At 35.8% G+C, this 21770-nt stretch carries 18 protein-coding genes; 2 read left to right on the top strand and 16 right to left on the bottom strand.

The genetic code is table 11. The features are described from left to right. Window positions 1–124: 124 nt before the first annotated feature. Both ACFOY7_RS13675 and brnQ read right to left on the bottom strand, forming a co-directional pair. Entirely contained in the window at window positions 125–1246 is a 1122-nt protein-coding gene (locus ACFOY7_RS13675) for a BMP family lipoprotein (protein WP_390252654.1), read from the bottom strand. A gap of 290 nt (window positions 1247–1536) precedes the next feature. After that, on the bottom strand, window positions 1537–2859 hold the full coding sequence (gene brnQ, locus ACFOY7_RS13670) for a branched-chain amino acid transport system II carrier protein (RefSeq protein ID WP_390252653.1): 1323 nt from the start codon (window positions 2857–2859) through the stop codon (window positions 1537–1539). A gap of 662 nt (window positions 2860–3521) precedes the next feature. Here brnQ and ACFOY7_RS13665 point away from each other — a divergent pair. Further along, complete coding sequence (locus tag ACFOY7_RS13665; protein ID WP_390252652.1) at window positions 3522–3947, top strand: pyridoxamine 5'-phosphate oxidase family protein; 426 nt, start codon at window positions 3522–3524, stop codon at window positions 3945–3947. A gap of 107 nt (window positions 3948–4054) precedes the next feature. On the opposite strand, the gene ACFOY7_RS13660 is transcribed toward ACFOY7_RS13665, so the two are convergent. The 11 genes from ACFOY7_RS13660 to ACFOY7_RS13610 form a co-directional block, all read right to left on the bottom strand. After that, the gene (locus tag ACFOY7_RS13660) at window positions 4055–4945 is read right to left on the bottom strand and encodes a carbohydrate ABC transporter permease (protein WP_390252651.1); all 891 of its coding nucleotides are present in this window, start codon (window positions 4943–4945) and stop codon (window positions 4055–4057) included. 6 nt (window positions 4946–4951) lie between these two features. Next, window positions 4952–5884, bottom strand: coding sequence for an ABC transporter permease (locus ACFOY7_RS13655; protein ID WP_390254103.1), 933 nt, complete (start codon window positions 5882–5884; stop codon window positions 4952–4954). 94 nt (window positions 5885–5978) lie between these two features. Continuing rightward, the gene (locus tag ACFOY7_RS13650; RefSeq protein WP_390252650.1) at window positions 5979–7598 is read right to left on the bottom strand and encodes an extracellular solute-binding protein; all 1620 of its coding nucleotides are present in this window, start codon (window positions 7596–7598) and stop codon (window positions 5979–5981) included. 37 nt (window positions 7599–7635) lie between these two features. Continuing rightward, on the bottom strand, window positions 7636–8610 hold the full coding sequence (locus ACFOY7_RS13645) for a Gfo/Idh/MocA family protein (RefSeq protein WP_390254101.1): 975 nt from the start codon (window positions 8608–8610) through the stop codon (window positions 7636–7638). 13 nt (window positions 8611–8623) lie between these two features. Continuing rightward, complete coding sequence (locus ACFOY7_RS13640) at window positions 8624–9607, bottom strand: Gfo/Idh/MocA family protein (RefSeq protein ID WP_390252649.1); 984 nt, start codon at window positions 9605–9607, stop codon at window positions 8624–8626. A gap of 87 nt (window positions 9608–9694) precedes the next feature. After that, on the bottom strand, window positions 9695–9865 hold the full coding sequence (locus ACFOY7_RS13635; RefSeq protein WP_390252648.1) for a hypothetical protein: 171 nt from the start codon (window positions 9863–9865) through the stop codon (window positions 9695–9697). Window positions 9866–9920: 55 nt separating this feature from the next. Next, a complete protein-coding gene (locus ACFOY7_RS13630) occupies window positions 9921–12179 on the bottom strand; it encodes a helix-turn-helix domain-containing protein (RefSeq protein ID WP_390252647.1) in 2259 nt (752 codons plus the stop codon). A 298-nt stretch (window positions 12180–12477) separates the two neighbouring features. Next, entirely contained in the window at window positions 12478–13713 is a 1236-nt protein-coding gene (locus ACFOY7_RS13625; RefSeq protein ID WP_390252646.1) for an EAL and HDOD domain-containing protein, read from the bottom strand. Between the two features lie 208 nt (window positions 13714–13921). Next, window positions 13922–15592: a pectate lyase family protein gene (locus tag ACFOY7_RS13620; protein ID WP_390252645.1), complete on the bottom strand. Its 1671-nt coding sequence runs from the start codon at window positions 15590–15592 to the stop codon at window positions 13922–13924. Between the two features lie 345 nt (window positions 15593–15937). After that, window positions 15938–17083: a PD-(D/E)XK nuclease family protein gene (locus tag ACFOY7_RS13615; RefSeq protein WP_390252644.1), complete on the bottom strand. Its 1146-nt coding sequence runs from the start codon at window positions 17081–17083 to the stop codon at window positions 15938–15940. A 59-nt stretch (window positions 17084–17142) separates the two neighbouring features. After that, the gene (locus tag ACFOY7_RS13610; protein WP_390252643.1) at window positions 17143–18102 is read right to left on the bottom strand and encodes a helix-turn-helix transcriptional regulator; all 960 of its coding nucleotides are present in this window, start codon (window positions 18100–18102) and stop codon (window positions 17143–17145) included. 823 nt (window positions 18103–18925) lie between these two features. Here ACFOY7_RS13610 and ACFOY7_RS13605 point away from each other — a divergent pair. Continuing rightward, entirely contained in the window at window positions 18926–19375 is a 450-nt protein-coding gene (locus tag ACFOY7_RS13605) for a DUF305 domain-containing protein (RefSeq protein ID WP_390252642.1), read from the top strand. A gap of 89 nt (window positions 19376–19464) precedes the next feature. Here ACFOY7_RS13605 and ACFOY7_RS13600 read toward each other — a convergent pair whose 3' ends face one another. From ACFOY7_RS13600 to ACFOY7_RS13590, 3 genes are all read right to left on the bottom strand, one after another. Beyond that, complete coding sequence (locus ACFOY7_RS13600; RefSeq protein WP_390252641.1) at window positions 19465–19749, bottom strand: DUF3784 domain-containing protein; 285 nt, start codon at window positions 19747–19749, stop codon at window positions 19465–19467. 253 nt (window positions 19750–20002) lie between these two features. Further along, the gene (locus ACFOY7_RS13595; RefSeq protein ID WP_390252640.1) at window positions 20003–20479 is read right to left on the bottom strand and encodes a DinB family protein; all 477 of its coding nucleotides are present in this window, start codon (window positions 20477–20479) and stop codon (window positions 20003–20005) included. 51 nt (window positions 20480–20530) lie between these two features. After that, window positions 20531–21760, bottom strand: coding sequence for an MFS transporter (locus ACFOY7_RS13590; RefSeq protein WP_390252639.1), 1230 nt, complete (start codon window positions 21758–21760; stop codon window positions 20531–20533). Window positions 21761–21770: the final 10 nt, after the last annotated feature.

The following is a 21770-nucleotide window of genomic DNA, read 5'->3' as shown; positions in this document are numbered from 1 at the left end:
TTTCACTTCCCAATTATCTTTTATAGAATAGTGAAAACATAAAATGAAACAGCCTTTCATGAAAGATTTTTCTTCATAACATAATAGTAGAGAAGGCCAGGTTCCTGCCTTCTCTTCTCCATTCTTATAGTGACTCTTGATATGTTTCTAATTCTTCAATAGTCTGTGGCACTTCCACTTCACCATTCAATATTTTCTCCTGCCATTCTTCCACAGTTGAAATGATATCCTCTGTCATTGCTTCTTCGTTGACTGTAGAGAAAGTAATCCCGTCTTCTTCAATTCCGTATTCCAGCATTTCTCCGCCAGGGAATTCACCATTCTTACTTTGTTCAATAACGTCTTGAACTGCTACATCTACACGTTTAATCATTGATGTTAAGGTAACATTATGGTCGTTGATAGCACCTTCTTCATGTTGATCACGGTCGACACCGATTACCCAGAGTTCTCTTTCAGGGTCATTTTGTTTGATATCTTTTGCTTGATTGAACACACCATTTCCTGTTGCACCAGAAGCGTGATAAATAACATCCACCCCACTGTCATACATATTGGTTGCAATCAACTTTCCTTTTGCAGCATCTGCAAATGATTCCGCATATTGTACATCCACTTCAATTTCCGGGTTGACTGATTTAGCACCAGCGATAAAACCAGATTCGAATTTCTTAATTAATGGAGAATCTACACCGCCAACAAAACCTATTTTATTTGACTTTGTTTTCATTGCTGCAGCAACACCAACCAAAAAGCTGCCTTGGTGCTCTTTAAATTTAATACTAACAGCATTGGAAGCATCTACTTCATCATCAACAATCGCAAAATTAGTATCTGGATACTGTTCTGCAGCTGTTTGAATATCTTCTTTTAATTCAAAGCCAATACCAAAAATTAAGTTATAGTCATCACGAACGAAGCGAGTAATATTTGGCATATAGTCTGCTTTTTCATTGGATTGAGCATAATCAAATCCCTCGCCTCTTGCTAAACCATTTTCTTCGCCCCATCCTTTGATACCTTCCCAAGCTGACTGGTTAAATGATTTATCATCAACCCCGCCAATATCTGTTACCATAGCTACTTTATAGTCATCTGAAGCAGTTTCCTCTTCTGTTCCATTGTCTGTTGACTCTGTATCTGTATTTTCTTCAGAGCCTTCATCACCTGTTTCTGTCCCACATGCTGCCAAAAATAGTCCTAATGATAAAACCAGAATAAATAACAAAAACTTACGGTTTTTCATCATATCCCCTCCTGTTTTAGTGAATTATGTATACGCCTTTCTTTCTACGTTTCTAATTCTTTCAAACTATTAATCTGAAAGGCTGAATTAATATTACCATTATTCCGAAAATTTATAAATAAGATTGTAAGAAATATTTCGTTTTTATTAATTTTGTGTAAAATCGTACACAATCATAAAATTTTTTGATGCCCTTTTATGGTAGTAAAAATAACCTGCGACTGTAAACGCAGGTTATTCTATCCATCTCATTTGTAGAAATTAGCCAGTGAAAAAATTTTCAAACACGGCTAATTATTTTTGCTGTGTTTGAAAGAACCTATAAGAATACCTGAAATTCCTCCTAGTAATGCTGGTACAACCCATCCAAGACCAACATTATATAAAGGAAGGACAGCAGTAAAAAAATCATTGACTGCAGTTATTTTTACCCCTGCTGCATTTAAGCCATCAAAAAGCGCGACAATAAATGTAAATAAAATACTTATTTGGTAAACTTCTTTCTTCCCTTTAAAAAGCGGGTGAAGGAAGGTTAAGACCATTAAGCATATTGCCATTGGATACAGCATGGACAATACTGGAACAGAAAAAGCAATGATCGTATCCAATCCAAAGTTTGAGATAACAGCACCTAATAACGTAAAGATTATCGCCCATTTATGATATGCTATTTTGGGAACAATCTGATGGAAGTAAGAAGCACATGATGTGATTAGACCAATACTAGTTGTTAAGCATGCTGCTACAACAATTAAACCGAGTATTATTTTCCCATATGAGCCGAAATAATATTGGGATGCTGCTGCTAAAATCAATCCCCCATTTTTCATTTGTCCAATGCCCTCCACACTGATTGCTCCAAGATATGCAAGGGAAGAATAAACGACAGCTAACAGGATTGCAGCTATTAATACAGCCTTTATCGTGGACTTTAGTAAATGGTTATTCGACACAGTGCCACTATCTTTAATTACATTGATCACAATAATTCCAAATACGAATCCAGCCAATAAATCCATTGTTAGATAGCCTTCTTGGAAACCTTTGAAAAAGCTGTTCACAGTATAAGCATCAGTTGGAGCCTGAATAGCTCCCATTGGATGAAAAATGGCAGCAACAATTAACACCGCTATTACGATTAAAAGAAGTGGTGTCAATATTTTTCCAATTATATCAATTAGTTTATTTGATTGTAATGAGAAATATAAAGATACTCCAAAAAAAATAACTGTATAAATGAACAATGCGAAACTACTTGATGTATTTTCAAGAAATGGTGCAATGCCTATTTCAAACGCTACCGTGTTTGTCCTTGGTAATGCGAATAATGGGCCAATTGTTAAATAAAGTACAGTAGTAAAAATTATTCCATACAATGGATGAACCTGACCAGCAAGTGATTGTAAATTTGTTTTGCCAGAAAAAGCAAATGTTGAGACTGCAAGGACAGGTAACCCTACCCCTGTAAAAATAAAACCTAAGTTCGCTGAAAGCAGATTCTCACCGGCTGCTTGTCCTAATTGCGGGGGGAAAATTAAATTACCTGCCCCAAAAAATAAAGCAAATAACATAAACCCAACTGTAATGATACTTGTTGTATTACGTGATGACATACTAAACCTCCGTTATTAACTACATAGATAGTAAAAGGAAACATATGGCTACAGGATATGTTTCCTTTTCACTCTTTTTTCAAAATAGTTACAGAATAGCACGTAATTTTATGAAAAGCAATACTAAATAACCCCCAGTGAACGAAAGCGGTAAGGAAAACCATCGACTCCTTCTTTTACCATGTATGGCAGGGATGGATTCGATGGTATTCTATACTAAATTATTTTTCAATTATCTACATGTCGTTTGTTGGAGGAGGCTTTTCCTCTTCTTTGTTCATCAGGCTTTTTTGGTTTACCGTGTAATTTTTCTTTCGGTGCGTATGAGTCTTTGACCATTTTTATTCCCCCCTAATACACTTTTGATGTGCTGAGAGCACAGTATTAGGCTAACCGATTCGATCAAATAAATCCTCTTATTTTTAAATAATTCCCTATTTCCTGATGGTTTTATGTATATTTATTCTTCTATTTTCATAAAGGGAAATCCATGTTCCATCCATTCATTGCGGATAAAAGTTTTCAGGGAGCAATGCAGCTGTTTAGTAGAGCTGCTCCAATCATTTTATTTGTTTAAGAATTATATTTCAACGTTGTTGAGTGGTGTAGTTTATTTTTTCTCTAAGGTGGAATAATGTTCACAGAGAAGGAGTTGATATAACATGAATAATCAAGATATTCGTAAAGCAGTGGAAAACATTTTGGAAAACAGCTCTGTAGGGACTTTAGCAACTATTCAGCAAGATCGTCCCTATTCCAGATATATGACATACACACATGAGGGGCTGACTTTATTTACAGCAACAAGCAGTGAAACACACAAGGTTGAAGAAATCGAAAGCAATCCATATACACACATTTTATTAGGCTATGAAGGGGATGGCTTTGGTGACGAATATGTGGAGTATCAAGGGAAGGTAAAAATAAGTGATTCAGAAGATTTAAAGAAAAAATTATGGAACCCTTATATGGAAAATTGGTTTGACGGTCCGAATGATCCAAATTATATCATTTTGGAAATCCAGCCATTCGAAATTAAATTAATGAATAAAAAAGGGCAGGACCCAAAAGTGCTGGAATTCGAATAATTCAGTGATTGAATATGATTATATTTGATTGCCAGTCATTGGCTGTTCTGATACGAGAAAGACCACTCCCGTATTAAAGGGGGAGGTCTCTCTGCTTTTTTCACTATTTACTCTTTCACTGATCCAATTAACACACCTTTGACGAAAAAGCGTTGGAGAAATGGATAAATGATTAATAATGGAAGTGCGGAAACAATGATGACAGCATATTTGATTAATCCAGCAGTTTTTACCTGTTCTACAAAGGATTCCATCTGACCAGCCTCTTGTGTATTCATATCTATTTCATTAATGACCAGAATTTCCCGAAGAAAAAGCTGCAATGGAAAGAGATTCTGATCAGAAATATAAATAAGGGCATTAAAATATTGATTCCAGAGACTTACCCCATGAAATAATGCCATAACTGCAATGATTGGAGCAGATAATGGCAAAGCGACTTTCCAGAATATATAGAAATCCGATCCGCCATCCATTTTTGCTGCCTCTACCAGCTGTTCAGGAATGTTTTGCTGGAAAAATGTTCGAGCAACGAGAATGCTCCATGCCCCTACTGCATTAGGGACAATAACTGACCAAACGGTATCAACCATTCCTAATGATTTCACAACTAAATAAGTAGGAATTAATCCGCCATTAAAAAACATTGTAAAGATAATTAACCATAAAATGAATTTTTTACCGATCACTTCCCGTCTTGATAGTGCATACGCAGAAGGAATCAATACAAGCAGGTGGATCAAAGTCCCTAGCAATGTGTAAAAAATGGTGTTACGGTACCCCACCCAAATATTACTGTTTTCAAATACTTTTCGATACCCTTCTAATGTGATATCAACAGGCCATAGCCACATTTGCCCTGAACTGACTGCACCTGGGTCACTGATAGAGGCACTGACTACAAATATTAATGGATAGAGAATGACACCTGTTACAATCAAAAGAAAAATCTTATTAACAATGTCAAATCCTTTATCAGATAAACTAAATCTCAACATTATCACCTACCATAAGCTGTTATCACTCGTCTTCTTCGCTATCTGATTGACGGTAATCAGCAAAATAATATTAATCATAGAATCAAATAACCCTATTGCAGAGGCAAAACTGTATTGACCTTCCAGTAAACCACTTTGATAAACAAATGTTTGGATTACATCAGAAGTGGAAGAGTTCAAATTGTTCTGTAACAATAACACTTTCTCAAATCCAACTGCCATAAAGTTACCAAGACTCAAAATAAATAGGACGACAACGGTTGGCAAGATCCCAGGTATATTAATATAACGGATCCGTTGCAGCCTTGTTGCTCCATCTATCTTCGCTGCTTCATGTAATTCCGGATTAATTCCTGCTAATGCTGCCAAGTAAATGATTGAACCCCAGCCAAGCGTCTGCCATACATCAGACCAGACGAAAATATGACGGAACCATTCCGAACTTGTTAAGAAATCTACCGGTTCACCGCCAAAGCTGCTTATCAAATGATTCGCTATGCCTGTAACTGGATCTAAAAAGGCAACAATAATCCCAACAACTACTACTACCGAAATAAAGTGTGGCGCATAAGTGATAGTTTGGACCCATTTTTTTAATGTCCCATTTCTTAATTCATTGACCGCAAGAGCCAGAATGATAGGCAGCGGGAAAAGAGCTAATTGATACAAGTTTAATAACAGCGTATTTTTCAGCAAGCGCCAAAAATAATAAGAATTAAAGAACCTTGTAAAATGATCAAACCCTATCCATGGGCTGCCCCATATTCCTTCTGTCGCATAAAAATCTTTAAAAGCAATTTGCACACCGTACATTGGTAGATAATGAAAAATGATAAAGAACGTTAAAGCTGGAAGGAGAAATATATATAGCTGCCAACTATTCTTAAATCTTCGTATTTGCTTATGTAATTTACTTTTTTCTTTTTGCTTTTTATCCATTACCAACTTAGCAGTTGTCATCCATCCAACCTCCTTCAGCATAATTTTTAAGTACAATAGGTTGCCCTATTGTACTTAAAATGTTTAGTTAGCCTTAACTGTTTTTATAACGCTCATATGCAGCATTTTGAATTTCCATGTACTCTTCTAAGCCCATATCATGTAATGTTTGGATATAGTTATCCCATTCAGCAAAGGAGATCTCGCCAGTAATCAGTTTGTCTTGTGTTTCTTCTACATATTTTTCAATATCTGCAGCAAGTGCGGAAAATCTGCTGCTTTCTTCTTCTGTAAAAGTAAATGCCGGTATCAGTTGTTCTGGTAAATATGGATCCAATCTTTCAGCAGCTTCTATTGCGGAAGGAAGACTTTCTGCACCTTTAAAATAGTCTTTTTTCACAATCCCTGGGTAACCGCCCCCAAGCCATGTCATATATTTTGCTAACTCCTGTTCCATTGTTAAACCATCAGGACTGTTGGTGATCTTGTCTAGATATTCGACTTCTCCATCTTCTGTTTCCTGGTAAGTTTCCCCTTCAATCCCCATAAAGAATAATTTGGCTCCCTCATCACTATAGAAATGATCCATCCATCGGACAGTGGCAGCAGGATCCGGATTTTCTTTTGTGATAGCAAATCCTCCAAGTCTTACTAAAGAAGATCCAATATCAACAAACATTTTGTCACCATTTTCTCCTTCAAGTGCATTTGCACCAATAAATTGTTCACCAACATCACCGAAAGACGTTCTCGGATTTGTAAGCACCGTACTTCCGTAAATATTTTCTGAACCGTTTGCTAAGAACTGGTTATAGTCAATCGTATAAATATTTTGCTGAATTAAGCCTTCACTATATAATTTGTGAATAAATTCAAGCATCTGCCTGTAGCCTTCTTCTGCTGCAAAGAAGCGGAGTTGATCATTATTTTCTGGGTCTATATCGACATATTTGTGTCGTGTTCCTATGTTTCCTAATCCATAGGCTCCTTTTAACCAGCCGACTAAGCCACCAATCACTGTGCCGCCATATGGAATTTCATCTAACTCGCCATTTCCATTAAGGTCTGTTTCCTTTACTGCTTTTAAATATTGATAAAAATCTTCTGTTGTTTCTGGCATTTCCATTCCCAACTGATCTAACCACTCCTGATTAATCCATGGTCGTGAACCGATCAGTACAGATGTGAAGTCCGGTGAATAGATTGTAGGCATCGAATAAATTTTCCCATTAGGAAATGTAAGACCTTTTTTAATATCAGGATTTTCCTCCATTAGTTTCTTTAAATTAGGTGCATACTGATCAATTAAATCATTTAATTCCAGAAAAACACCTTGCTGTCCATATTTTAAGAGATCCAGGTTGGAAAGATCAGCAGAATGAAAGACATCAGGTAATGTTCCACTGGCTAGTGCCAGGTTTCTTTTTTCTTCTAATGCATCAGTTGGTACCATTTCCCATTCCACATCAATGTTGGTCATCTTTTCATATTCATTAAAGACCATAACATCATTCCAGTCTTCATTCGTAGAGGACGCTCGATCTGCAAAAATTTTCAGCTTAATTTGTTCATTTACGATTGGCATTCCGGTTTCATTGACATTCTCTGAAGCTGTTTCAGCATCGTTTTCCCCTTGTGAACCTTCTGCATTATTGCAGGCAGATAATAACAACACAGCACTGGTTGCAGCTATTAGACCTTTTTTGAACTTCAAAATATTTCCTCCTCTATATCCTCTAATATTTTAAAATTTATCCGATAGACATTGGTTGGACCTTTTTAGCAGATTCATATGCGGCTAATATTACTTCTACTGTCTTTAAACCGTCATAACCTGAAGTTACTGGCTCTTTCTCTTCTGAAATATTTCGAATAAAATCTCTGATCAAGCTCTCATTCATACTGTCTCCCCAACCGAATTGCTGCTCTCCGTCCTGAACTGTAGATACTTGCAGAACTTGTTTAAATGCATCAACGGAAAGGATACCCTTTGTTCCTATTATTTCAAGCGTGACATCAGCACCTGACGGGAAGTTTTTATTCTTTGACCAACTGCAGTCAAGAGTTGCAAAAACTCCATTCGTAAAGGATAGCGTGAGCAGACCTGCATCATCGATTGGTTGATCATGGAAAAGCTGATCAATTTCAGCATAAACTTCTTGAACCTCACTATTCATAAACCAACGGATAACATCTACTACATGTACAGTATGGTCCATCACAGCACCACCACCTGATTTCTCTGGAACAACAAACCAGCCGCCAGGGTTTTTGCCGCGATTGGTAGCATTTATTGCAAGAATATCACCAATCATGCCATTATCGATTTGCTCTTTTGCTTGCATAATCGATGTGTTAAATCTGACTGGATATGCTACTTGTAACAGGACACCGTTTTCCTTACAAGCTCGAATCATTTTCTCTGCATCCTCTATGGTTGTGGCCATTGGCTTTTCCACAAGTACATGTTTCTTCGCCTTAGCCGCTGCAATGACATGTTTACAATGGTTAATGTTTTCTGATGTAACAATTACAGCATCGATATTCTGTTCAAGCAATTCTTCATAAGATGTATAAAATACTGCATCAAAGTTGCCGGCAGCATGTTTACCTCTTGCTTCATCCTCATCGGTAACTGCTGTGATTTCCACATCCTTCATTTGCCGGAAGACCTTAGCATAGCTGTACGCATGCATATGGGCAAAGCTGATTACACCAATTTTCACATTTATCTCTCCTTCATTCATTAAGCGTAACAGGTTGTCCTGTTTCCATCGAACGGATGGCTGCCATCGAAATTTCAATAGCTTTCATTGCATCCTCAGGTGTTATTAATGGTTGCTTATTTGTTTCCACACAATCAATAAAGTGTTCGAGTTCTTTATGATGCGGGTTTCTATTTAATCGACTTTTATGAATCACGCTACGCCCGGATGAAGATTCATCATTTGCAAAAATACTTAACGATTTTGTTTGATCACTATTATAAGATATAATTCCATTACTGCCGGCCATTTCAAATTTAGTTGCAAAATGATGATGTGTCCAGCTGCCTTCCACATGGGCAATGACTCCATTCTTAAATCGTAATGTTATTAACGCATAGGCCTTATCGGGAAGTTTTTGGTTGGCAAATCCTTTGGCATACACCCGCACTACCTCACCGAAGCACCATCGTAAGTAATCAAAATCATGGATAATTAAATCTAAAATTAATCCACCACTTTTCCCGGCATCTCCATACCAATTCTCCCATGCCGGAAAAGCACTAGTTCGAGACATTCGGACAACACCAGGTTTACCAATTTTTGATGTATCCAATAATTTTTTGGCAAGCTGGTATTCTGGAAAGAAGCGAACAACGTGTCCAACAAAGAGGTTAATCTTTTCCTGTTCACAAAACTGAATAATTTCTTTTGCCTCTTCTACATTTCTGCCTAACGGTTTTTCACAAATAATATGTTTGGTGTAATTAGAGGCTTTTTTTACATATGTAAGATGTAAATCTGTCGGCAAACAAATATCGATAAGATCAATTTGGAAGATTTCCTCTATTGCATCTTCTATTGACGTAAAGATTGGTTCTCCATTTGTTGCAATAGCTTCCGCCTTGTTACGATTTATATCTACAACTCCTACAACTTCTGCATGATCCATCTTTTGATAGGCATTTATATGAGTTGTTCCCATTACACCAGCACCAATTAGTAATATGGTAGTCAAATTGTTTTCCCTCCCTTCGCTTATAATGTTGTCGTGGTCTTTGCCACAAACAAAATGTAACACATAGCTGAAATAGGAGTATATATGTCATTTTTTTCGAGTGAAATGGCGTATTTTCACTGTATTACCAGCATAGTTAACAGGCTCGTAGAAGATCGACATATCGGTACCACTTTCACATACGGGAATGACGGCTATTCCGTTTATTACTAACTGGGATAATATAATAAAATCGACATATTCAATTAGCGGTATCATGATAAAAAACCACATGTTCTAAAATGACATGTGGTTTTCCATTTGACTTGTTCACTTAATTTTTTCCGGCAATTTGCTTACGATACTGGCCAGGTGTTACGCCTTCTGTATTCTTAAACTTCCGAATAAAATTCGCTACATCTAAATAACCAATGTTCAGAACAATTTCCTTTATCGAAAGGTTTGTTTCTGTTAACTGACGTTTTACCTCTCCCATTCTAAGGTTCCAAACATATTGGGTAAAAGTAAACCCTGTCTCTTCTTTCATGAACCGGCTTAAAAAGGATACGGATACGTGTAATTTCTCTGCAGCATTTTCTAAACTTAAGTTATGAGAAGTATACTGTAGATGAATATACTCTAATAATTTCTCCCGAAGAATCATATTTTGATTATCTTTTCTCGCATTAACTTCTTGGCAGATCCCTTTGATTAGGAACTTGACATTCTCTTCTAACTGCTGGATAGAATGAAAATCTGCCAGTTCGTTGACAGCCTTGATTGATAAGTCCAATTTCATTTCATAAACTGTTTTAATAATAAGATTAATAATGTCATAACACATACATTTCAATAAATAGATCGACATCTTCTTCTCACTTATGCTTAGAACCATTTTATCCAGTGTCTCATGAGCAACCTTCTCGTCACCTTGCTTCAGACTCTGGATAAACTTGGCTTGTTCATTAATTGGATACCAAGCTTTGCTTTCCCCCATTTCACTTATGTCATCAAAATAAATAACTTTATGCTTTATACCGACAGGAAAATCTACTGCAGCCGATGCTTCAATAAAGGAACGATTGACAAGACTTAAATCATTATATATCTTGCCAACACCTATTGTTGGTGAAAGCTGGGTATGTTCACAAATATGCTCCTTTAACCGCTTTAAAAAATGTTGTTGCATTTTCTCTAGCGTTTCTTCGGAGCTGCCGAGATTCACAATCATTCCAATACCATTATCATGAATCAATTCAACACCGTAACCTGTCCCATAAGGAGTACTCACCTTTTGCAACAATGGAATCAACTGATCCTTATGAACAGCATTTTTTTCCTTACTTTGCTTTTTACCAAATGAGACAATTAAGACATAGAAAGCGTTATCGTCTAAGATAATATCTAGATCATGAAATAACTTATCTTTGCTATCTGCTTCCCCTTTCAGAATATTCATTAATAACTGATCTCTGACAAATGGCTGTTGAATGTTTACTTTTTCCTGTAATTTCTCACTGTTCTCCATTAAAGAATCAAAAGTGAATCGTATCCGGCCCAGCTCATCTTCTCTATTAAAATGGTTATTCTGTACAGGATGCTTGGTCTTTAAATATTGGAATAGACTATGAATTGGTCTATACTGCTTAATCGACAAATAAATAGCAAAGCTTAGCCCAACAACAGCAATCAGTGTCACGATCAGAATAATAGATGTGCGAAGGTCTGCTATACTTCCATAAAACTGGGCAGTAGGCATTGCCGTAATATACTTCCAGCCATTTACTTCCGATTGCATAGAGATAAGCGAATAATCACTTCCGTTTATATTCTTGCTGATTACTTCTGAAGAATCTGACATACCAATGATAGTGTCAGCGTTGATATTTTCTCCATTGTTAATCGAAGTGAGCAAAGTATTATCATCTGCGAAGATATAAACACTCCCGTCAAATTCACCTAACAAATGATTGATTAAGCTTTTTATTGTTTTTTCCTTGACCATGAATGTCACTGTTCCTAAAGGATATGGATTGTCGACTGGTATCGGGAAGGTATATGCAATTAATTTATTCTGTTTTTCTTTGTTAGTAGATAATGTAATTGGCTGAATCACAGGTTCACCCCCGTGATACAATGTGTTGGTAAAAGTTTGTTTCTCCTCTTCCTTAAACGGATAGACATTATTTATGTAGTTGTCAACAGTACCTATCCCGCTGGTTGTATATACCTGATCACCCGTACGATAATGAATAAGCAAACTTTCTGCAATGGAGCTGCTAATATGATACCTTTGCAGTTCTTCAATGGCTACCTTATCTGAATATGGATTCGAGACCATATATGGTGTTAAGCGGGCATCAAATGATATCTTTGCAGCTAACTCAGAAAGTTGGTTTATATGCGAATCAGTTAGATCTCTAACCATTTCCAGTTTGCTAACATTAGAATGAATGACTTCCTCTTTCAACCTATTAACAGAATTATTATAAAAGATTGCACTAATGATAATAAAGGGAATGAGAAAAACGAGCAAATAAGAAAAAAAGAACTTATAAAATAAGGATGAGGTCATATTTTTTAATTTGCTCAATTTATTTCCTCCTAATAAAACGAAAAATATCATTCGACATAATTTTATCAATAAATTGTTAAGCAAATATTAATTTTACTTAAATATTCGATATAGTGGTAAATAACAGGGAGTATTTCTTGAGGGAGTTCAATATAGAGGAAAGAGGGTACAGATCAAGATGCGATAGAAAATGAACTGACTTTTGAATATGTGGAGATCGTACACGCTCTTTAAACGAAGACCTCCTATATTCGTATAAGGAGGTCTAATATACGGATGATAGGAATCCTGGTATCAATCAATCTCTCAAAATAAATTATCCTAGCAGCTCAAAAGTCCAAGCATTTGCTTGGCGATAGGCTTGATAAACCTCTGCTCTCTTCAAGTCTAATTTTTCCGTTAACTGATCGATTTTGATCCAATTAACCTGCTCATAGGAAACAGCGAGCTGATAAATATCTGTTAAAAGACTTGGCTCTCCTTTTAAAGCCGATTCGATTTGTACATCCAATGATAAAGAACCCATTAATCGATCCAATGGCTGACGTAAAATAGCAGAAAGTTGTGAAAAGTAGCCTAATAAGAAAGCTTCTTGTTCCAGTTGCGGTACTTTTTGCTGAGCAAGATACTCACACATTTTTGCCCGATAATAGGAACTTTTAACAAGCATATCAACTCCTTCTGTTCTTTCATGCTGCAGGGTTTCTCTTAATGCAAGTAAATATAACCATCTTTTAATTTCTTCTTGACCTAATAAAACAACGGCACGCTCAATAGAATTAATTCGCTCACTCCGCTGGTATGTTGGTGAATTAATTAATTTTAATAACTGATAAGATAGAGATAAATCATTTTGAATGGTCTTAGCAATGTTAGTTAAATCACAGTCTTTTTGATCGATTTGTTGAATCAATTGCACATATGTTAAATAATAGGAAGGGACCTCAAACGCTTTCATAACCTGTGGTTTCATATAGAAATAACCTTGAAACAGATGGAACCCCAAATACCTCGCTTCATTAAATTCCTCTATTGTTTCTACCTTTTCAGCTAATAATACAATTTGTGGATAGATGGATCGAATAACACTGGCTATTTTTTTCCGATCCCTGATATCTGGTATTGATAGAAAGTCTATTTTTATGTACCTTAAATATTTGATCATATCAGCCTCATGCCATTCCCAAAATAACTGAGGAGTAACGTCATCTAATGCCAGTCGGTATCCACGATCTGACAGTGACTTGATCTTAGTTTTCAGCTCCGTTGTCAACGGAATATCTTCCAATAATTCAATAACAATATCACTTGAAGAGAAATGTGATGCTAAATCATTGATAATTAAATTTTCAGTAAAATTAATAAAAACCGGATTTGATCCAGCTAGCTGGTCAATGCCAATATTTAAAAATGCATTAATCATGACTTCCACTGTTGCTAAGTCACCATTCCACTTTTCAGTTGCTGTTTCACTGCGATACAATAACTCATATCCATATACTGTTTGATTGCAATCCAGAATCGGCTGCTTGGCCAATAAAACTATACTCACAAAGATCCCACCTGACTGTATTATCGGTACTATAAGACTAGATTATTATAAATATTTGTCATTATCTATACATACATTATCGGTCAATACGGAATTTATTTTAGGGAATTTTAATCATTTTTAGAAACGTCTACTAAAAAACCCGCAGTAACTGCGGGTTATGTCTAACGATTCCCTAATGCCGGGACCGCTATTGTATTAGTGTAAGTCAATTCTCTTTCTTGGTACCACTTTCTGTTTTTAACCATTGTACTGGGCTCATATTTACTTTATTTACCCCAGCATATGCAGTAACTGCTGACACAACACTGTCTAACGGAAGCACATTATACGTGTAAGGCAGCTTCTCTTCGAAATTATATTCGAAAGTAAATGGATCAGATGGTGGATTCATTTTATCCATAGTTTCACTTCCCACTATATGGGAAGACCATGCCCAATTTCCTATCGTAGATTTATCATGCCAAATAAATCCTTTAGTAAAAAGATTCTCTCCATTATTATCCCAACTGCTCCCTGTGTATGTCCCATATTTATTAGTAATATAGGAGTTCACAATTAGATTTCTATTATAAGCATTTTGGAAAAGCTCTGCCCATTGCTGGTCCATGTTTTTTGTATCTAACCCTTGGATTTCCGCACCGATGATCGGTTCATTAATGTCATGGAATACAGAGGTATCTGCTGCAATTGATGCACCATTCCTTGCATTTAGCGCTCTTGAAAATGTATCTCGGCCATATTCAGCAATCGCACTTACATTTTCTAAAACATCTTCATGTGTGGAGTTATCAAGGAAAAGGTTGTATACATGGCCTGTACCTTGTCGTATCATCGGAACTCTTTGCCCTATATTGGTATAGCGGTTATAGGCTAAAGTTAAACGTATTCTCTGATTGCCATCTTTATAATCCGTTCCACTGCTGCTTACATAATTCACATAGTCCTTATCCCCAGAACCAGTTAAATGAACTTTACTATGGTATGCCGCATATGCCATGATCTGCTCTTTGGTCGCACCGCCTTTGCGCATATTATAATATACGCTATTCGAATCCAATTCATTTGCCGCAAATTTTTCTTCCATAAACTGAATTGATTGATAAATATCACTGTTCTTTGGCGGATTCTTATCAGCTGGTAATCCGAATTCGGACCAGGAAATCGTAATGTTTGAACCGCCATTCTCTGTATCAATTAACCCATCCGCGGCAATGGAAAACTTACTATGATCAATCCAGACATTATTAGCCCCATTGATTTTAATAAAAGTCCATCCTACTTCCTTATGTCTTCCCGTATCATCCCATTGCCACATTCCATCGAAATTTAGATTCCTTATGACAATATCGTTCGTTGATCTTTGTAAATTAATTTCTGTATGCTTAATTGTTTTCCCTTTTTTCGAAAAAACAGTTAAACCATCTACATTATTTATGTCTAATTGGGAAACACCGGATAATGCTAAGTTGGGATTAGTAAAACCGTTCACTGGATCCCGGTACTCTCTTATAAAACGATACTTCTTTCTCTCTTCATCGTCCAAATTCAACTCTTTCCATCCCAAGTCTAAGTCTTCCGCTACTTCAATTACTTTTACATCTCCCTTGCCAGCATCCAGGATCGCCTGCAAAAACTCTCTTTCCGCTTTCACTTTACGATAATACGAGGTTCCTATATATTGGCTTCGATCATTAACCCCTAAAGAAGCATACCCTGTTACAGACAGAAAACTATTGTCATATTCCTTAATCGTTCTTGTGGTATTCGGTATAGAATCAATCTCTGCAGCATTGCCTATTTCCATTCCAGTCAATAATATGGCGCAAGGAAAAAATGTGAGCATAAATAACATGTGGATTACTTTTTTACATTTCATTAAGGTTCCCTCCTCTTATACAGTGTATAAGCTTTAGTGACAAGGACAGCAGTTAGAATCTCAGAAAAAATGGATGATAAATGTCACCTCCCTGTGTAAGGAATATTTGAAACAGTGTAAACGATTTCATTATAATTTTATCATATCCTTTTCTGCCGATAATTAGTAAATCTTGCTGAAAAATATTCACAGATTGTTTTTCTTTTGATCATATCCTCTTCAGGGGGAGATTTAGTATTAAATGAAAGAAAGCATATACTAAATAACCCGTAGCTGTATACGGGTTATGAATAAGTGGTCACCCCGAAGGATAGGCTATGCGCTGACACTTTATATAAACTAACTTTAACCCTCTTTAAAAAACAAGTCCGTAAGATATGCACTACTTAAATCACCAGGGCTATTCCTATCTTTCCAATAGATAAACACCTCTTCTGGAAGATTGTTGTAATCTAATTTTCGTATCACTGTTGTATTCGTTACATCTGGATAGTAGAATAAGTTTTTATCATGTTTATATGGACTATTAATCCCATAGTGCTTACGATTAGGGTTATTCACGATATATGCTCGATCAAAATTAGCTGTTTTAATTGTTTTTCCTGTAATTTCTTTAATGCGGGCTGTCACCCAATTGATTAGTTCCTTATGGGATATATCCTCATCATTCTTTGACCTATCATAAAAGTCTTTAATATATTGAATGACTGGTTTCCCGTAATTCGTTTTCTCCAAGTGCATAACTTTTTCTTCTTTATATGAACTAAAATCTGAAAAAATAAATGATATAAATGATTTAATGGTATGTTTTGTATAATCATATATCGGTTCGATTCTACCCTCTGATTCTTCCTTTAAAATTGCAGTTAAAAGATCAACCACTTTGTAAGTATTCTGCTCATCTTGATCCGTCCCCCATACCATATGAACACAAGGAAATATAGTGGTTGATACTTCTAAAGTAGCTAATAATTCCTCATACTCCAGTGAAGCAAGTTTGCTGCAATTACTTGTCAGAAAGATAAACGATAGTGCAGGTTTCTCTTTTGTATCAAACCGATCATAGTATGTATGTAACCCAGTAATTTCTTCATATAGCTGTTTATCACCCTTTGCTATAGAGCTATTTTTAATTTTATTTTCAATGCAAAAGGAATATTTCGGCACACTAGATGAAAAGCTCTGTTCAAATAATTCGATCACGATATCGATATCTCTTGTCTTATTCCGTCTTTCTATCATTACTCTTAATTCTGCTTGCACTCTTACTTCATAACTCGAATTTCTAGACAAATCCCGCAATCTGTTCTGATAAATTAAATCAGCAAAAATTGTTGGGTTTTCCAGAACAATTGGTGTTAAAAAACTTTCTAAAAATCGTGATCCTAACCCATGATTTTCACTTGGATCAAGTAAATAGGCTAAAAATGAACTAACATTAGGCTCATTAATCGAGCCATCATTGGAGGATAGTACTTTGAAGATATTCATTATTTTCTTCTCCTTCTTAATTTTCAAATAAAAACTAAAAAATGCATCACTATAATAAGTTAGCTTTTCCCATTAGTTTGTCTATAATATTCCAGCATTTGCTCTACTTCTTTATTTATTTCACGCTTTAATCTTTCAGGCCCGATTACTTTAGCTTTAGTTCCCATACCTAATATCCACTTTTTAATAGATTGTTCTCCATTTAATGTCGCTTTGAAACGAATCGCATTATTAGGTAATTCTTCAATAATCTGATCATCACTATAAATTGATTCTTTTACTTGATTAGAAATTGGTGTTTCAATAATTAACTCTACTTCTTGAGGTTCTCGAATAAAACCTAAGTGTGGGAATTCTTCCGTGATATCGAAATCATCTGGCAAATAATAGTTTTCTTGAATAATTTGGACTTCACGTATTCGAATAAGCTTGAATGTACGCAATGCTCTTTTGTCTTCACAATAGCTAACGCAATAAATATTTTCATCATATACAACGAATGCATATGGATGAATTGTTCTGGTCGTTACTTTGTTTGTAGATGCTGCTTCATATGTAATCACAACTTTTTTTCTTTTGGTAAAGGCTTGATAAAGTGTTTTATAATACACAGATTCATCGCCAACTTCTGAGTTAATTAAATAATCATTGGCAAAATAAAAATGTTTACTGCTTAATGATTGATCCCTCTGGGCCGCTTTTATTTTTTCTAATGCGTTACTCAACGTGCTCTCATTGTCTGTCTGCCTGGATAAATAGGATTGTATCGCGATTTGCAGTTCTTGCACTTCTGTTGAATTAAAGTTTCTAATTGGCAAAATTGATCTTCTGTCAAGTGAATAACCTCCATTAGTCCCTCTTTCACTTTCGATATAAACCCCTGCTTTTTCCAGTTCATCACGGTAGACTCGTATCATACGTGGTTTTACTTCAAGTTCCTTAGCTAAATCGTTAATTTTCATTTTAGGCCGTGCCATTAAAAGCTGAATCATCTGCAGACAATTGCTCAATTTGCTCATAAGTGATCTTCCTTCTTTTATGTATTAAGATAAAATGGTACTGTTTTTTCGTCCGTTTAAGTGGTTAAAGATTTATAAGATATAATGGTAAGGATTATTACCTATAATTCTATTTTCAAAGACTCCTTTTTGTACCATTTTATCATACTTTTGCACTATTTAATGGATAAATTTACAAATGAAATAATTGGCTAAGAATCCATTTGAGGTACCTATTGCGGCTCCTCATCAATTCCGTACAGTCCATCATTATAATTGATTGATCTCAACAGACAGATAATGTCCAGTCCAAAGTATGTATTGGGATTTTCAATAGCATGGCTATCCCAATTCGCAAAGTTCAACCGGTGAAGTCGGGGTAAAAAGCTTTATTTTAGTATTTATATTTTTGTCTATTCACTTGATAAATGCCGTTTCTGAAAAGCGAACTTCTGCATAAAATCTTCGCCTAAATTTTTATTGGATTACAACAATTAAAATGTACAAGTATTAGAACGGCCGGATTATTATCCGTAACGACCGGAATAAGTGAAATGACGACCGAAAAACGCTAGCTAACGACCGAATTAAACCAACTCACGGCCGAATTACTCGACACAACGACCGGAAAATTTCTAGCATTGCCAGTAACACGGGAGATGCTGTCGATTTCGAAGAGACTTTTCAGCATTGGCTGTTTACAACTTGCTATTAATGGTTATAGAAATAGTATGCCTATGAGAATGGGAGGGATTTAATGAAGCAAAAACGCAAAAATAAGTATCGGGTCAAATAAGTTAAAAATTACAACCAGTGATAAAAACCTACTAAAGGAGTGTGTGACATGAAGCCGTATCTCAAATTTACAGGAATGGTTTTAACATCTACCATTATAATGTTCCTTTTCAAGTATCTAAGTACTTTTCAGTTTAATCATGTATTTTTCAGTGAAACAAGAGCATATATGGCCACTATGATGGGTGCTACTATGGCTGTAATTATGTTAATTTTTATGCGCAATATGTTAAAAAACCGTAAACTTAATATCGGGATTTTGGTTAGCAGCTTAGTTGTGTTTTTCCTTTCACTGTTCCTGTTACGCAGCCAAACTCTTGTTGATGATACCGATTATATGGAAGCAATGATCCCCCATCATTCTATTGCAATATTGACTAGTGAACGTGCAGTAATAAAAGATCCGAGAGTTCGGGAACTTGCGGATGAAATTATAAAGGCTCAACGAAAAGAAATAGATGAAATGAAGAAATTGATAGAAGACCTTCAAGACGAATAATACGTTCTGTCCTGTGTTCAAGCAACAATGACTCCCAGCATAAACCAGGAGTCATTGCTGCTTTATAATAGCGTGACTTGAATTACCCTTCAATCAAGTAATTTTCGGTTGATATACAAGTACACACCTGTTAATAAAACTAGCATCGCAAGTATAAGAACGGTGTTTTCATACGGATATTCAATGATGCTGCTTATAACTACTAACAAGCCAAACGGAAGGAAAAAAAACCCACCGGCCACTTTACTTAATAACTCCTTATTTTTAATATTTTTTTCATTGAATCCTGCTAATAACCATGTTTGTTTTTTTACTGCTACTAAATAGGATACGAGTAAAAGAGCTATACCAATAATCAGTAAGCCGTAGTCCATCATTACACCTCCCTAAAGTCAAAATTATTATCCATACTTTATTTACGGCTACGTATTAAAAAAGTTTCTTTTAATTAACAATTCTCGCTTTGATAAGAGCTTTTGTTATGATATTTATCTTAAGTCTTTTCCATTTCTTGCTCAGATACTGGAACAATTCTTATTAAATCCATCTATATTATAAATAGTCTTGAAAAAAAAGCTCATTTTAAACTTAAATGATACAAAAATGAGCTTGATTATTCATTTTTTCTTAATCTTTAATCTGTAGTCGTTGATTAATCCCTTTTATTGCACCAAAATGCATTCCTTCATGATATAAACAAAAGCTCAGACATTCAGCAACACTGCTAATTTGCAGTCCAGTAGAAGTGTTATATATTTCTTTTATCGGTTGCTCTATTTTATCAGCTAAAATCGTTTCCACTCTTACCATTTGCTTATTTAATAACACGATTAATTCTTCTATCCTTGGAGTTTTTTTAGACCAATCTTTCGGAGATGTACCTGTGTTAAAAAGCTCTGGATAATGATCGGGTATATCGGCTTTTTCTCCGGTAAGTTGGAAAGCAAAATTTTCGGTTACCATGTATACATGTCCTAAATTCCATTTGATATGATTATTCGATCCTGCAGGTACAACTTCTAATTGATTTTCCTTCAACCCTTTTACATATTCCATCGTTGCCTTACGTGCAAACGTGAATTGTTGAAATAGATAATGACTCATTTCATCACTCATCCCTTCTCTATACTTAAATTTATAAAACCAAATAAGTTTTTATTGCAATACTTTCTTGTTATTGGCGGTTATCGTGTGCTCTTTCATTAATAAAGTAAGAATGACACCAAATACTAATAATGCTGCACCTAACCAAAATGCCGATGCGTAGAAACCTGTCACCGTGCGAAGATAGCCACCCAGAAATACACCTAATGCCGCAAATAGTTGATGGATGAACCAACTTAATCCAAGAATACTTCCCATGGCATTTCTTCCAAACTTATCACTAATGATTCCTGTTACAAGCGGAATAATTGGCATCGAAGCGATCCCATAAACTGCAGCAAAAACAAATAGCTGCCAAATCCCTGGTAATATAGCAAGCCATATAAAAGCTAGCAACCTGACCAGATACAAAATAATCAGTAAATTCTTTTTACCCGTCACATGTGTTAATTGCCCTGTAATCCACATTGAAGCAGCACTTCCCAATGCAGCAATACCTAACAATTGGCCACCAAGGGATTTCCCTCCTCCTAAATCTACTGCAAAATTGGGAAGGTGCATTGTTACTAAATATAACGTAAACCCGCATGTAGCAAATCCTAGTGTTGCAATCCAAAACTCACGACTCCTTAATGCTTCGGATAATGAAACACTTTTCACTGCAGAAAATGAAGATAAAGGATCTCCATCTGGCATTTGACCGACATCTGTCGGATTATTCTTTACTACAATTAAGACAAGTGGAACCACAATAACGAGCATCATTACACCCAAAAAGATAAATGCCAATCGAAAAGTTGAACCAGCAATTAAAGCACCGGTTAATGGAAGCAATATTAGCTGGCCAATGTTCATCCCCATTGAACTTCTAGAAAGCATTTTAGCCCTGTTCTTCACATACCATCTTGATACGAGTACAGAATTCGCCATGGAGCCACAACCAGCAAAGCCAATAGCAGTTAGAACACCATAATATAGAAAAAATTGCCAAAGATTCGTTATCGTTGCAGAAAGGATAAATGCGCTCCCCATTAAAGCTGCACTCCATGCAATGACCGGCTTTGGCCCAAACCGGTCAATCATCTTCCCCATGACTGGCTGGAAAATTCCCCAAGTAATCATATTCAGTGATACGGCTAAACTCAGAATAGTTAAATCCCATCCATACGTATCATTTAGCGGAGCGAAGAACTGTCCTGCTGTTAAATTCAATCCAAATGCGCCCATCAACGTTAAAAAAGTTACCATCACTATTTTTGGACCTAAAAAAGCTTTTAACATAAATATACCT

The sequence above is a fragment of the Gracilibacillus xinjiangensis genome (genome assembly GCF_042651765.1).
Classification (GTDB): Bacteria; Bacillota; Bacilli; order Bacillales; family Amphibacillaceae; genus Gracilibacillus; species Gracilibacillus xinjiangensis.
Note: the sequence above shows the minus strand (reverse complement) of the source record. Positions and strands in the feature narration are given on the sequence as shown.

Coding starts and splice junctions, on each gene's coding strand:
- ACFOY7_RS13675 (WP_390252654.1), bottom strand. CDS start 1,246: ATGAAAAACCGTAAGTTTTTGTTATTTATTCTGGTTTTATCATTAGGA.
- brnQ (WP_390252653.1), bottom strand. CDS start 2,859: ATGTCATCACGTAATACAACAAGTATCATTACAGTTGGGTTTATGTTA.
- ACFOY7_RS13665 (WP_390252652.1), top strand. CDS start 3,522: ATGAATAATCAAGATATTCGTAAAGCAGTGGAAAACATTTTGGAAAAC.
- ACFOY7_RS13660 (WP_390252651.1), bottom strand. CDS start 4,945: ATGTTGAGATTTAGTTTATCTGATAAAGGATTTGACATTGTTAATAAG.
- ACFOY7_RS13655 (WP_390254103.1), bottom strand. CDS start 5,884: ATGGATAAAAAGCAAAAAGAAAAAAGTAAATTACATAAGCAAATACGA.
- ACFOY7_RS13635 (WP_390252648.1), bottom strand. CDS start 9,865: ATGATACCGCTAATTGAATATGTCGATTTTATTATATTATCCCAGTTA.
- ACFOY7_RS13620 (WP_390252645.1), bottom strand. CDS start 15,592: ATGAAATGTAAAAAAGTAATCCACATGTTATTTATGCTCACATTTTTT.
- ACFOY7_RS13615 (WP_390252644.1), bottom strand. CDS start 17,083: ATGAATATCTTCAAAGTACTATCCTCCAATGATGGCTCGATTAATGAG.
- ACFOY7_RS13610 (WP_390252643.1), bottom strand. CDS start 18,102: ATGAGCAAATTGAGCAATTGTCTGCAGATGATTCAGCTTTTAATGGCA.
- ACFOY7_RS13605 (WP_390252642.1), top strand. CDS start 18,926: ATGAAGCCGTATCTCAAATTTACAGGAATGGTTTTAACATCTACCATT.
- ACFOY7_RS13600 (WP_390252641.1), bottom strand. CDS start 19,749: ATGGACTACGGCTTACTGATTATTGGTATAGCTCTTTTACTCGTATCC.
- ACFOY7_RS13595 (WP_390252640.1), bottom strand. CDS start 20,479: ATGAGTCATTATCTATTTCAACAATTCACGTTTGCACGTAAGGCAACG.
- ACFOY7_RS13590 (WP_390252639.1), bottom strand. CDS start 21,760: ATGTTAAAAGCTTTTTTAGGTCCAAAAATAGTGATGGTAACTTTTTTA.